Annotated in this window: 14 protein-coding genes; 3 read left to right on the forward strand and 11 right to left on the reverse strand. The window is 48.0% G+C overall.

Translation table 11 applies throughout. The annotated features are described in order from the left end of the window. The first annotated feature begins 60 nt into the window (after positions 1-60). Genes HAP68_RS13785 through HAP68_RS13795 form a run of 3 tightly spaced genes read left to right on the forward strand, consistent with a single transcriptional unit; the run spans position 61 to position 2,525 of the window. Positions 61-693: a GNAT family N-acetyltransferase gene (locus tag HAP68_RS13785; RefSeq protein WP_003152390.1), complete on the forward strand. Its 633-nt coding sequence runs from the start codon at positions 61-63 to the stop codon at positions 691-693. A 24-nt stretch (positions 694-717) separates the two neighbouring features. Next, complete coding sequence (locus HAP68_RS13790; protein WP_003152389.1) at positions 718-1,362, forward strand: acetoin utilization AcuB family protein; 645 nt, start codon at positions 718-720, stop codon at positions 1,360-1,362. Continuing rightward, a complete protein-coding gene (locus tag HAP68_RS13795; protein ID WP_014305595.1) occupies positions 1,359-2,525 on the forward strand; it encodes an acetoin utilization protein AcuC in 1,167 nt (388 codons plus the stop codon). Before HAP68_RS13790 ends, HAP68_RS13795 begins: the two co-directional genes overlap by 4 nt. A 9-nt stretch (positions 2,526-2,534) precedes the next feature. Here the strand turns inward: HAP68_RS13795 and motS are convergent, their stop codons facing one another. The 11 genes from motS to HAP68_RS13850 all read right to left on the reverse strand — a co-directional run bounded on the left by motS (position 2,535) and on the right by HAP68_RS13850 (position 13,806). Next, a complete protein-coding gene (gene motS / locus HAP68_RS13800; RefSeq protein WP_003152387.1) occupies positions 2,535-3,224 on the reverse strand; it encodes a flagellar motor protein MotS in 690 nt (229 codons plus the stop codon). Then, positions 3,214-4,029, reverse strand: coding sequence for a flagellar motor protein MotP (gene motP, locus HAP68_RS13805; protein ID WP_003152386.1), 816 nt, complete (start codon positions 4,027-4,029; stop codon positions 3,214-3,216). The genes motS and motP overlap by 11 nt, the downstream gene beginning before the upstream one ends. A gap of 68 nt (positions 4,030-4,097) precedes the next feature. Beyond that, positions 4,098-5,102, reverse strand: a complete 1,005-nt coding sequence (gene ccpA / locus HAP68_RS13810; RefSeq protein WP_003152385.1) for a catabolite control protein A — start codon at positions 5,100-5,102, stop codon at positions 4,098-4,100. Positions 5,103-5,381: 279 nt separating this feature from the next. Continuing rightward, a complete protein-coding gene (locus HAP68_RS13815) occupies positions 5,382-6,458 on the reverse strand; it encodes a bifunctional 3-deoxy-7-phosphoheptulonate synthase/chorismate mutase (RefSeq protein WP_003152383.1) in 1,077 nt (358 codons plus the stop codon). A gap of 235 nt (positions 6,459-6,693) precedes the next feature. Continuing rightward, complete coding sequence (gene ytxJ / locus HAP68_RS13820; protein WP_003152382.1) at positions 6,694-7,020, reverse strand: bacillithiol system redox-active protein YtxJ; 327 nt, start codon at positions 7,018-7,020, stop codon at positions 6,694-6,696. Between the two features lie 25 nt (positions 7,021-7,045). Next, entirely contained in the window at positions 7,046-7,459 is a 414-nt protein-coding gene (locus HAP68_RS13825) for a YtxH domain-containing protein (protein ID WP_003152380.1), read from the reverse strand. Positions 7,460-7,491: 32 nt separating this feature from the next. Then, the gene (locus HAP68_RS13830) at positions 7,492-7,914 is read right to left on the reverse strand and encodes a DUF948 domain-containing protein (protein WP_003152378.1); all 423 of its coding nucleotides are present in this window, start codon (positions 7,912-7,914) and stop codon (positions 7,492-7,494) included. A gap of 155 nt (positions 7,915-8,069) precedes the next feature. Then, complete coding sequence (gene murC / locus HAP68_RS13835) at positions 8,070-9,368, reverse strand: UDP-N-acetylmuramate--L-alanine ligase (protein ID WP_003152377.1); 1,299 nt, start codon at positions 9,366-9,368, stop codon at positions 8,070-8,072. Positions 9,369-9,608: 240 nt separating this feature from the next. Next, complete coding sequence (locus HAP68_RS13840) at positions 9,609-12,209, reverse strand: DNA translocase FtsK (RefSeq protein ID WP_024085695.1); 2,601 nt, start codon at positions 12,207-12,209, stop codon at positions 9,609-9,611. Positions 12,210-12,376: 167 nt separating this feature from the next. Continuing rightward, the gene (gene ytpR, locus HAP68_RS13845) at positions 12,377-12,982 is read right to left on the reverse strand and encodes a YtpR family tRNA-binding protein (RefSeq protein ID WP_024085696.1); all 606 of its coding nucleotides are present in this window, start codon (positions 12,980-12,982) and stop codon (positions 12,377-12,379) included. Positions 12,983-12,996: 14 nt separating this feature from the next. Then, on the reverse strand, positions 12,997-13,806 hold the full coding sequence (locus HAP68_RS13850) for a DUF1444 domain-containing protein (protein ID WP_024085697.1): 810 nt from the start codon (positions 13,804-13,806) through the stop codon (positions 12,997-12,999). Positions 13,807-13,821 lie beyond the last annotated feature (15 nt).

A 13,821-nucleotide genomic window follows, 5' to 3' on the forward strand; every position in this document is an offset into this window, starting at 1 on the left:
TATATTTTGTTATGCTTAAGAGAGATGTGTTTTTATTAAGAACCGACAGGCGGTGAATCAGTGAAACATCATAAAACGTACCATTCTTCATCAATTCAGACAGCAGCCGGCCCTCTATTGGTAGAAGGGCCCGTTCCTCCAAAGGACCTAGCACAGTATGAGTTTCATGAAGGCCTGACAGCCTTTCGCCTTCCTCATGAACAGCACAAAGCGTTAATCGAGATCGCCGGGCTTCCTGAAGGTCGGATCATTATCGCCAGGGACGGACAGACGATTATCGGCTATGTGACGTATTTATATCCAGATCCGCTTGAACGGTGGTCTGACGGCAATATGGAAGATCTCCTTGAGCTCGGGGCGATCGAGGTCGCTCCCGGCTACAGGGGCTGTTCTGTCGGAAAAACGTTGCTGACAGTCAGCATGATGGATGAACAGATGGAACGCTACATCATCATGACGACGGAATATTACTGGCATTGGGATTTAAAAGGAATGAAAAAAGATGTGTGGGAATACAGAAAGATCATGGAAAAGATGATGAATGCCGGAGGTCTTGTCTGGTTTGCAACGGATGAACCGGAAATCAGCTCTCATCCGGCCAATTGTCTGATGGCCCGCATCGGCAGGCACGTCAGTCAGGAGTCAATTGAACAGTTCGACAGGCTTCGTTTTTATCAGCGGTTTATGTATTGACTGACATACAAAGGGGATAAAAAGATGATTGCAGAACAAATCATGAAACGGGACGTCATCACCGTCTCAAAACACGACTCCATTGAAACAGCCGTCCGTAAAATGAAGGTATATCATATCCGCCATCTCCCTGTCATCGACGACGAGCTGCACGTCACCGGTATTGTCACAGACAGAGACATTAAACAGGCCGGCCCCGGCAGCTTCGAACAAAAGGAACGCGGCGCATTTCTGACAAACAAAGTGGAGACCATTATGAAGCGGAATGTCATCTGCGCCCATCCGCTTGACTTTGTGGAAGAAATATCCGCTTCCTTTTATGAGCACGGCATCGGCTGTCTGCCGATTACGGTAAATCATAAGCTGACGGGCATTTTAACGAAAACCGACGTGCTCCGGACTTTCGTCAGCCTGACAGGCGCGGCCCAGCCGGGATCACAGGTGGAAATCCTGGTGACGGATATGACAAAAAGCCTTGCTGATCTCAGCTGCATGTGCCGTGATCTTCAGCTGCAAATCCTGAGTGTGCTCGTCTATCCCCATGATTCCGCCGGGTCGAACATTCTCGTCTTCCGGGTGAAGACGATGAATCCGCTCCCTTTTATCCGTGCCGTTCATGAAGCCGGATACAATGTCTTATGGCCGAAACATTTGAGGGATCAGCCATGAGAGACAGCGTTTTTGTTTACTCGCCTTCTTATCAGACGTATCAATTTCATCAGGATCATCCGTTCAATCAGCAGCGCGTGCTTTTAACATACGATCTGCTTCAGGCGGCGGACGCGTTTGACGATGGAGACATCGTCACACCGCGCACGGCCACTAAAGAAGAGCTGGCTCTCGTTCATACGGAGGATTATATACAGGCGGTGGAACTTGCGGGTGCGGGCCGGCTCCCTGCCGCAGAAGGAGAAAGCTACGGTCTCGGAACGGAAGACACCCCCGTTTTTGCCGGCATGCATGAAGCTGCGTCGCTTCTGGTGGGCGGCACCTTAACGGCGGCAGATTATGTCATGACGGGACAAGCCAGGCATGCCTGCAATTTAGGAGGAGGCCTTCACCACGGCTTCCGCGGCAGGGCGTCAGGCTTTTGTATCTATAATGACAGCGCCGTGGCCATCCAATACATCCAGAAGAACTACGGGGCAAAAGTGTTATACATTGATACAGACGCCCACCACGGCGACGGCGTTCAATTTACGTTTTACGACAGGTCTGATGTCTGCACTGTTTCTTTTCACGAGACCGGGCGTTATTTATTTCCCGGGACGGGACAAGTACTGGAAAAAGGAAGCGGGCAAGGCTACGGCTATTCTTTTAACATTCCGCTGGACGCTTTCACAGAGGACGATTCCTTTCTCCACGCTTACAAAACGGCCGCCTCTGAAATTGCGGCTTTTTTTAAGCCGGATGTGATTCTTACCCAAAACGGTGCGGACGCCCATTATTACGACCCATTGACACACCTGTCCAATACAATCTCCATTTATCAGGAGATCCCGCGGCTCGCTCATTCATTAGCCCATCAATATTGCAGCGGCAGATGGATCGCGGTCGGCGGCGGCGGATACGATATTTGGAGAGTCGTCCCGAGAGCATGGAGCCGCATTTGGCTTGAGATGAAAGGGATTGATCCCGGGGAGCGCATACCGCAGAAATGGATTGATAAATGGCAGAAGCATTCCCCCTGCACGCTGCCCGCTTTTTGGAGTGATCCTGAACAATTATATCCTCCGATTCCACGCAAAGAAGAAATTTCAGAAAAAAATGCCCAAACCGTGGAAAAAGCACTTTTTGCCATCCGGTCTGAGCAGCGGTATAAAACAAAATAAAAAACGACCTTATGAGGAGGTCGTTTTTTTGATCACGATTTCTACACGGCGGTTTTCTTTCATATGTCCGGGACTTTTGTTGTCCTTCACAGGTTTCGTATCCGCATACCCGGCAGAGATAAACCGTTTGGCGGAAAAGTCTTCATTCGCGGTAAAATACCGGATCACACTCGCCGCTCTTGCAGACGACAGCTCCCAGTTCGACGGGAATTGATAGGTGGAAATCCGGCGGCTGTCCGTATGGCCTTCTACCTGTATGTCATTCGGAATTGTTTTTAAAAGCACCGCGATCTGATGCAGAACCGGCTCGGCGTTTTTCAGCACATCCGCTTTTCCCGTCTGAAACAGAACGGCCTCCTGCAGCACAAGAACCACTCCGCGCTCATCGCGCTTCGCCGTCAATTTGGAACTCAAATGATGCGCTTTTATGTATGTCTTCACGTTTTGTAACAGCAAATCCTGTTCTTTATTTTCGTTTGCTTTGTCTGATGACGCCGGTTCACCTCCGCTGCCGTTTGTATGAATCGATGAAACGGCAGATTGAAATTTTTCCGCGTCTATTTGCGACATCGAAAAAAGCAAGATAAAGAACACGAGAATGAGCGTGATCAAGTCAGCGAACGTCACCATCCATCTCGGTGAACCGCCGGAATGTTCCGGTTTGTTTCTTCTTTCAAAACGCTCTTTTCTAAGCTTCATGGACAGCGCCCTTTTTCTTGTTCGCAGGCTGTCCTTTACGCCAGTCTTCTCTTGAGCTGAAGACGACGAGCTGACTTTCGAGGTTGCGGGGATTTTTGCCCGATTGGATGCCGACAACCCCTTCGATCATGACCTGTTTGATGAAAATTTCACTTTCCGTTTTTTCTTCAAGCTTTGCCGCGATTGGGATAAACACCAAATTGGCAAGCAGCGCTCCGTACAGCGTCGTCAATAGCGCAACGGCCATGTTCGGTCCGAGGGTATGCGGGTCATTTAAGTTTTTGAGCATGAGAACGAGTCCGACGAGCGTCCCGATCATTCCCCAGGCGGGTGCGAAATCACCGGCTTTTTCAAAAACGCGTCTTCCTTTTCTGTGTCTTTCTTCCATTGCGGCGATCTCAGAATCCATCACCAGCCGGATCGTTTCCTCGTCCCAGCCGTCAATCGCAAGCAAAAGCCCTTTTTTTAAAAACGGATCCTTGATCTCCCGCGCCTGGTCATCCAGAGACAGCAGCCCCTGCCTGCGCGCCTGCTCCGAAAGGCTGACAAATACTCTGACAAGCTCTTTCACATTGTCATCCTGACGGGAGAATACCTGTTTCAGAACAGAAGGGGTTTTCTTTAAATCCCTCGGCGGAAAGCTGATAAAGACCGCCGCGGCAAGGCCGCCTGTGACGATTAAAAAAGAAGTCAGATCCAAAAATGAACTGATTCCCGCCAGTCCCGTCCCTGACAGAATACCGATTGCGACAATAATACAGCCTAACATAAAGCCAACGGGCGTCAGATAATCAAAACGTTTCATATCTTCTCCTTACTCAAGTAAAAAAGCAAGATTCCACCCCTCAGAGTGAAGCTTGCTTTTCCGTTTTTTTATGACTTGGTTGATTGTCTTAATTCGATGCGGTGAGGCAATTCGACGATATGCTCTTCAACCGGCTCTTTGTTCATCAGTTTTGTCAAAAGTCTCATCGCCACGGCGCCGATATCGTACGTAGGCTGCACGACTGTTGAAAGCTGAGGGCGGACCATCAGGCTCAATCTCGTATTGTCAAAACCGATAATATCAAGATCATCAGGTATCGAAAGACCTTGATCTTGGGCCGCATGGATAATGCCGAGGGCCATTTCATCCGTCGCAGAAAGAATCGCCGTCGGTTTCCGGTCAAGGCCCATCAAGCTTTGAAGCGCCTCCATACCGGAATCATAAGTGTAATCGCCTTCCGCTACGAATTGCTCGTTAAACGGAATCGCCGCTTCTTCAAGCGCCCGTTTGTACCCTTGCAGTTTTTTCGAACGGTTGATCGGCTCTTGCATCGGTCCGGAGACGAATGCAATATCGCGATGCCCTTTATCAATGAAAAGCTTAACGGCATCATAAATCGCCTGTTCATAATCAATGGCGACAGAAGGCGTCTCGCCCTGTTCTTCCACTGATGCAGCCAAGACGATCGGCACAGGAGAGCGCTTAAATTCTTCGACATGCTCGTCCGTAATGTTGCCGCCCATAAATACGATACCGTCCACTTGTTTGCCGAGCATCGTATTTAACAGATGCAGTTCTTTCTCAAGATTTTGATCCGAGTTGCTTAAGATAATATTATATTTGTACATCGTCGCGATATCTTCAATTCCACGCGCAAGTTCCGAGTAGAAAATGCTTGAGATATCAGGGATGATGACGCCGACCGTTGTCGTTTTTTTGCTTGCAAGCCCTCTTGCCACCGCGTTCGGGCGGTAGCCGAGCCGGTCAATGGCTTCCAATACTTTTTTTCTGGTCGTCGGTTTTACATTCGGGTTGCCGTTCACGACGCGGGAAACAGTCGCCATACTGACATTTGCTTCTCTGGCCACATCGTATATCGTAATGTTGCTCACTGAAACCACTCCTTTTACTGGATACACTTATCCTTATCTATAGCATAAACACTTTATGTAAAGAAATGTCGTACGATTTCGCATTCTGTCGTTTATGATTGTAAGCGTAAGTCAGTAGTGTACATTATTTTTCATTATTCATCAAATTTAAATATCTCTCATGAAATTATACACGTTTTTCCCAATGATGAAAACGTTCACTTTCATTTTATAATTAAATAAAATGAAGATACGAAAAAAAAGCCGCGCGAGGCGGCCTTTAAAGAGCGGAACGTTGTATTATGCTTTTACTTTCAGCATCGGCTTTAATTCGTTCAGCCATTTCTCGAATTCAGGGATATCCATCTGCTGCGCAGAGTCTGAAAGGGCAACGGAAGGATCAGGGTGTACTTCGGCCATCACGCCGTCAGCGCCGATCGCAAGCGCCGCTTTTGCTGTCGGAAGCAGGAGATCGCGGCGGCCTGTTGAGTGTGTGACGTCAACAAACACCGGCAAGTGAGTTTCCTGTTTCAAAATCGGCACGGCAGAAATGTCGAGTGTGTTTCTCGTTGCCGTTTCGTACGTTCTGATTCCGCGCTCACAAAGAATGATTTGGTCGTTTCCTTGTGACATGATGTATTCAGCTGCATTGATGAACTCTGAAATTGTTGCGGCAAGACCGCGTTTTAACAATACCGGCTTTTTAACGGAACCGGCGGCTTTCAGCAATTCAAAGTTTTGCATGTTCCGCGCGCCGATCTGAATGACGTCAATGTAATCAATCGCTTGCTCAATGTGGGCGGGCGTTACGATTTCACTGATCACCGCGAGGTCATATTCATCAGCGACGCGTTTAAGAATTTGCAGGCCTTCTACGCCGAGACCTTGGAAATCATACGGACTTGTGCGGGGTTTAAACGCGCCCCCGCGCAGGATTTTAATGCCTTGTTTTTTCGCTGCGGCCGCGACTTCGGCAACCTGCTCATAGCTTTCTACGGCACAAGGTCCGACGATGAATCTCTGATCGCCGTCACCGATTTTTTCACCTTTAATGTCAACGATCGTATCTTCTGCTTTTTTCTTCCGGGAGACGAGCAACGCTTTGCTGTGATCCTCTTCTTGAAGTTCAAGTCCGGCTTTGAAAATTTCTTTGAAAATATGCTGGATCGTTGAGTTTTCAAATGGGCCGTCATTGCTTTCAATAATGCGGTTAAGCATTGTACGCTCTCTGACAGGGTCAAATCGGTTGACACCCTGTGCTTCCTTTGCTTTACCGATTTCTTTTACAACGGCTCCGCGTTCATTGATTAATTTAAGGATTTCTAAGTTTAGTGCGTCTGCCTGCTGTCTTAGACTCTCTAATTCCTTGTTGCTCATCTTTTTCATCCCTTCTATGCTATGTTTTATTTTAATGGTTAACATGCATCTTACTACAGTTATGCGAAAATAGGAATATGAAATAATAAATTTTTTCACATTCGACTTTATCACAAAAACGCTTTTAAGCTTTTATGCGTTGAAGCAGTATATATTGATATCCTACATGATCCGGCTGAAATGATCAATAGTTTTTTTCAAAAAAAAACCGCCGGTATCAACCGGCGGCCAGCAATTATGAAAGGTGCTGCTCTATTGCGTTTTTTGTGATTTGTGAATGAGACGCGTGCCATTTCACTTCGCCGTTTGTAATAACGAATACTTGCGGGCTTTCATGTTTCACGCCGTATGCCTCGGCGATATAGTTTGAAAGCGGCCGGCTGTCCTGCACATGCAGGTAATAAGAAGGTACTTCTGAATGCTCCGATGCAAAGGCGTCAAACTCCTGAAACGCGGCTTGGCTGATCGGGCAGGTTGTGCTGTGTTTTAAAAACACGAGCGTGTTTTCTTTCTCAGCGGCATTTTTGAACTCTTCTTCAGACGATATCAGCTGTTTTGTCATGTCGGTTATCTCTCCTTATTGAAGATCAGCGATTTGCCTGACCGGCTTTTTCCCCGGCGTCTTCCGCTTCGGCCTTGATGCTTTGGGCCGTGTCCTGCATTTCGCTTCTCGTCTCTTCGGCTTTCTCGGTTAGTGTGCTCTTAGAACGGTCTTTTAAATCCTTCACTTTATTCATAATCTGACCTGACTGATCAGCTACCAGCTGGGTGATATTAGATGTTTTGTCCTTGGCGATGCTGACATATTGAGAGCCTTTTTCTTTCGCGTCGGCCGTCATTCTGTCCGTCTTATCCTTTAACGCAGAAGCCTGACTGCCGAGATCGTCGCGCAGCTCCTTACCTGATTTAGGCGCCAGAAACAGCGCCGTTGTCGCGCCGATAATTCCCCCGATCAGCGTTCCGATTAAAAAATCCTTACTATTGATTCCATCTTTGCTCATTATGATTCCTCCTTAGTGGATTTTTCTTATGATTAAAGCGATGTTTTTTTCTTTTGCTTCCACTTGTCCCATATTTCCATAGCGGCCTGGCTCCAGGTGACAACCTGACTGATCTTGTCCTGATTCTCTCTTACAGAGGCCGTAACGGAACCTGCTGCCTGCTTTATGGATGTATTAAACTGCTGGACGGAAGTTCCCACTTCCTGGACAGCATGGACAACCGTATTTAATTTCTCTGATTTTTCCTGAATGTCTTCCGCGAGACGGTTTGTCTTATGTAACAGCTCGGCTGTCTCTGCGGTAATGCCTTTCATCTGCCCTTCAAGGCCGTCTAAAGTCGAGGCTACGTTTGTTAAAGTCATCTGCACGGACTTTAATGTTTTGGACAGATAGATGACGAGGATGAGAAATGCAACGGCAATGAGTGCGACGCTTAAGTAAAGAATGATGATCATCTAATACCTCCTTAATGCAGGATATAGTGGTATATACCCAATTCTTAAAATGATAAACATATATGAAAGGTCTGTATGTATACTATTTCTCCGTTTATCGGTAAATCCCTTTGCAGCACGCGCAAAAAAGCAGTGAGAGCCCCACTGCTTTTTCGTTACGCTATGACGTTTTCATAGGCCCTCATATATTTTTGAATGTCTCCGGCGCCCATGAAGATCAGTACTGCGCCTTCATGCGCTTTTAACACGGAAGTGTCATTTTCTTCAATGAGTTCTGCGTTATCGATTTTTTCCTGAAGATCCGTGATCGTGAGCTTGCCGACGTTCTCACGGGCAGAGCCGAAAATGTCGCACAGATACACGCGGTCGGCCGCGCTTAAGCTTTCTGCGAATTCATCCAGGAATGATTGCGTCCGTGTAAACGTATGCGGCTGAAATACCGCGATGATTTCACGTTCGGGATATTTTTGGCGCGCCGCCTCAATCGTGACTTTGATTTCAGTCGGATGGTGGGCGTAGTCGTCGATCAGTACCTGGCTGCCGATCACTTTTTCATTGAATCTGCGTTTGACGCCGCCGAATGATTCAAGTCCGAGCTTAATCATGTTCACGTCTATCTCTTCATAGTGGCAGAGCGCAATGACCGCTAAGGAATTGAGGACATTATGATGGCCGTATGCCGGGATGTAGAACGTATCGTAAAACGTATTGCGGACAAAGACGTCAAATGTCGTGCCTTCCGTATTTTTTACGATGTTTCTCGCTTGAAAATCGTTTTCTTCTCCCGTGCCGTAATAAACGACAGGCACATTGGCGTGAATTTTCGGCAGGTACTCGTCATCACCGCAGGCAATGATGCCTTTGTTGACTTGAAGCGCCATGTTTTGGAAAGCATCAAACACATCGTCAATGTTGGCGAAATAATCAGGGTGGTCAAAATCAATATTCGTCATAATCGCATAATCAGGCTGATAGCTTAAGAAATGACGGCGGTACTCGCAAGCTTCAAATACAAAGTATTCGCTGCTTTCATTTCCTCTGCCCGTTCCGTCCCCGATAAGAAACGAAGTCGGCTTCGCCTGCTGCATCACGTGTGCCAAGAGGCCCGTTGTGGACGTCTTGCCGTGTGCGCCCGTTACCGCGACACTTGTGTATTTTTTCATATATTCAGCTAAAAATTTATGATATCTGATGACAGGAATCCCTTCATCGAGCGCCTTTGCAATTTCCGGATGAGAATCAGGGAATGCGTTTCCGGCGATTACCGTTAAGCCGGGTTTGATGTTATCGGCGCTGAACGGATAGATCGGGATATTTCTTTTTTCAAGGGCAGCCTGAGTGAAAATCTGCTTCTCGATATCCGATCCCTGCACCTGATACCCCGTATCATGCAGGATTTGAGCAAGCGGGCTCATACCTGTCCCTTTTATTCCAACAAAATGATAAACAGTCATAATCGTACCTCCAACAAACGTCTATCTGTTCCCCAGTATATGACGCTCATTTCATTTTGCGACCGCAGCGGGCGAAAAGCCCGCACAGCGGCGCTTCCATTTATTTTTACGTTATCGTCAGTATCTGTAACTTTCTTTTTGATTAAACCTGCCGCATGATATTTCAGCGCGTGACAGTGATGCAGTTTTGATGGTCCATCCACTATCATACCATGTTTGTGAGAAAAATGAACGATATTCTTATTCTTGAGAAATGTCAGCGGCCGTAATCAGCACTTCACGCGGTTTGCTGCCCTTCGCTTCTGAGATCATGCCTTCGGCTTCCATCATGTCAATCAGCCTCGCGGCGCGGTTATAACCGATTCTGAACCTTCTTTGAAGGCTTGAGGTGCTGGCGCTGTTTTGCTCCACGACGAATTGGCACGCCTCAGGAAACAGTTCGTCTTCTTCCTTAAGGGCGGTTCCCTGCCTGATCAGTTCTTCCTGTTCAAACAAATAAGAAGGCGGCAGCTGCTTTCTGACATGAGAGACGACGCGGTCAATCTCTCTGTCGGATACAAAGTTGCCCTGCAGGCGCACCGGTTTTCCGGTACCGTTTTCCCAGTACAGCATGTCGCCTTTTCCGAGCAGCTTTTCCGCTCCCGCCATGTCGATGATCGTTCTGGAATCTACCTGGCTTGAGACGGAGAATGCAATCCTCGTCGGTATGTTCGCCTTGATCATTCCGGTAATGACATCGACAGACGGACGCTGTGTCGCGACAAGCAGATGAATGCCGCAGGCTCTCGCTTTCTGCGCGATTCTGGCGATGCTTTCTTCCACATCGTTCGGCGCGACCATCATTAAATCGGCAAGCTCATCAATGACCACTACGAGGTAAGGGAGCTTTTCGCCTGTCTTATGATCGGCCGTTAATTCATTAAAGCGTCCGATATCTCTCACACCCGAATGGGCAAACAGTTCATACCGCCGTTCCATCTCTTCCACAACCCATTTTAACGCGGCGGTCGCGGCTTTGGCGTCCGTGATGACGGGGCTGACCAAATGCGGAATTTGGTTATAAGGCGCAAGCTCGACCATTTTCGGATCAATCAGAAGCATTTTGACATCACTCGGATCCGCCTTATAAAGCAGACTGACCAAAATGGTATTGATGCAGACGCTTTTTCCCGATCCTGTCGCACCCGCTATCAACCCGTGCGGCATCTTTTTCAAATCAATGACGACCGGGTTTCCGGAAATATCGACACCGAGCGCGGCTGTAAGCGGAGACGGATTCGTCCTGAAAGCGGCGCTTCTGATCATCTGCCTTAAATCGACGACTTTGCTTACGCGGTTCGGAACTTCAATGCCGATCGTGTTTTTACCGGGGATCGGCGCCTCAATCCGAATATCCTTGGCAGACAGGCTCAGTTTAATATCATCTGCTAAGTTTGTAATTTTGTTTACTTTCACTCCGGGCTCAGGATGCACTTCAAAACGTGTGACGGACGGGCCTTGTGTGACATGAACGACTTGGGCGCGCACATTAAAGTTTTTCAGTGTAACGTTTAAAAGCTCGCGCTGTTCTTCAATCCACGATTGGTCGTCATGTCTTTGCGCCGGCGGTACGTCCAGAAGCGACAGATTCGGAAAGACATAGCTCGCTCCGCCCTCTGGCGTCTTCGTCTGCTTGTGTTTATCGCTTTTAAGCATCATGACGTTAAACGGAACATTGCGCTCTTTCGGCTGCTCCGCTTTTCTCACAGTCTGAGGCTGTCCGTGATGCTCCGTTTTTTCTTCGGCAGGCCGGGATGGGGCATCGGCCGTCTCAATGCTTACAGGTTCAGGCTCGGGGTCTGAATGCCGCTCTGCTTCATTGTACTCAGGCTGAGAGTCTGCTTCCTGTTTCGCGTCGGGTTCAGCTGATTCGGGCTTGTCTTCAGACTGCGGCTGAATTTCCTCGTATCCGGGTTCTGTGTATGTATACACCGGTTCTTCTGCGGTTTCAAAAGGCGGTGCTTTTTCCGGCTCAGGCTCCTGATGTTCCCCCTCCGGCGCCGCTTGTTCCTCTGTGTTTTCAGCCGTTCGGGATGCTTCAGACTCAGGCTCTCTTATAGGCTGCGGGCGGGTTTGTTCATGCTCTTGTTCTTCTGTAAAGCCGGCAGACTCCGCGCTTTCGGTGTGCTCCAGCTCTTCAGCCTGCTGCGGTTCTGGTGCTGCAAACACTTGCTCTTTTGCATTCTCAGCCTCCGTGTGAAGCTCCTCTTTTTTAACGGCCGGAATTTCTTCCGTTTCTTGTTTCGCAAACGGTTCTGGCCGGTCATTCGTCTGTTTTGTTATACCGGATGTTGTGAAGACGGGCTCTTTTTCCGTTTCCTGACCGGATTTTGGCGGAACAAATTGCTCCTCTGACAGCAATGTTACGTTCTCTTCACGCCGCTTTTCGGAAATAGGCGCTTTTTTGATGCTGTGCTGAGATTGAAAGCCGTAAACCGGTGAAGGAATGGATGACGGTTTAAAGGGCTTTTTCACCGTATCAGGCTCTTTATGTGTATGCTGTTTCCGCTCCGTTTGCTCCTTCCCGGCGGCATAACCCCGGGACGGCTGGCGGCGTTCGTGCCTTTCCCGCTGTCTTTGGTTTTGCTCCGTTCGCTTATAGCCGTCCGGAACGACCGGGAAGCGGAAATTCCCTTTCGGATATTCGTAATATATTTTAGGATCTTCCATGCGCGTTAATTTGCCTTCTGGCTGATCCGGTATTTGCTGTTTCTGGATTTGGGCATGCGTGTTCGGTTCACGTTCATGCTCTTCTTCTTTTTCACCTAAAAATAAGTCAAAAAATTTATTCAGCCAACTCATGTTTAATCACTCTCTAACTCCCTTTTTAGTAGTCTGGGACGATATTTAGTATACCATTGCCGGGCGGCTCAGAAAAGATTAAGCTCCCAACTGAAGAAAGCCGTTAAGCAGGCCTGCTTAACGGCTTTCTCTCACATCATTCGATTCTGTGCGCTTATTTATGGGAGTTAGAATTGAAATGCTTCGCCGGCCTCGCGGCTGTCTTCAAGAACAAGAATCCCTTTTTCCGCCGGCGCATCCGGCAAAGCGAGTTCTTTCGCGGAGCAGATCATGCCGCTTGACGGAACGCCTCTTAATTCAGCGTCTTTAATCACAAGTCCGCTCGGCATTACCGAACCGACTTTAGCGACGACGACTTTTTGCCCTTTGTCCACGTTCGGCGCGCCGCAAACGATTTGAAGGGTTTCCTCTCCGACATTCACTTGGCAGATATTCAGTTTATCCGCATTCGGATGTTTTTCTTTCGATTCAACGTGACCGACAACAAATTTCGGAGAAAGGTCAACCGTCAGCGTTTCTGAAACGCCGTTTCTGTTCAGTATTTCATTCACATCCTGTACGAAAGTCTCAGACAAAGCGACGGGGCCGTTGTCTTCAATCTGTAAGTAAGAAGACACGTTAAAAATGTTAAAGCCCGTCGTTTCTTTTGTTTCTTTGTTAAAGATTCTGACGACATCGCCTTCTCTTTCATAGCCGATTTCTTCGCGTGCTGCATCTTTAAGAGAGATCAGAAGCGTATCTCCCACACCTTCTTTATTGTAAAAAGCGTTCATAAGAAAAATCCTTTCTAATCCTTTTTCGGCCGGCTTTTCGCCATGATAAACACAGGTTCCAGTCTGCCTTCATTATACAGAAATGAAAGGGCCGTAATCGGCACCGTGCCGCTTGCAAAGAAGCTCATGGACATTTGCCCTAAAATATCATAACCCGATTCATTTCGAATGTCAGCAAGTATTAATACATCCTGATGCGGGACGGAAATCGCCAATTCGCCTTCAGCGGCCTGCTTATATTCATGAAGAATCGAATCATTGAGAATCCGGCTGGCGTCATAGCCGTCATTCGCCCTGAAAAAATAAAAATAATTATCCGCAACCGTATCCTGTTTCACGACCGAAGGAAGAGAGCGGAGATTGAATGACGCCGTCTCCCTGATCCGTTCTTTTGTCCAGTTTTCTTTCTCGAGCATACGGCTGTCAATTAAGCGGTACGTCTTGCCGAGGTCAAGCGCGTAGTAAATTCTCGTTTCGGCCGTATGGTCATCATACACGAGCGGAATGCCGTCGCTCGTTTGATCGGGAAATGACGTGGAGCGGATGACCGGATAGATTCCGGCTTCCTTTCCGGACATCTCCTGTCCGCTTCCTTCCATCGCCTCCATCGCTTCTGACACATAGTAGACGATTTCGTCGATCGCTTCTTCTTTTTTCGTCTCCCACTTCGCAATGATCGGCGGGAGCTCCAATGTGATGCCTTTTTTGGTCGTTTGATCCTCAACACGGAGGTTGTCTTTTTCTCTGTCAAAAAAGAAGGATCGGTTCTCGTGCTGCAGGCGCTGTTTTAATAAATCCGCCAGCTTCCTTGACGTCATTTTCAAAGCCCGTGGCCTCCT

Origin of the sequence: Bacillus sp. Bvel1 (genome assembly GCF_014872755.1) — a bacterium.
Taxonomy (GTDB): domain Bacteria; phylum Bacillota; class Bacilli; order Bacillales; family Bacillaceae; genus Bacillus; species Bacillus velezensis.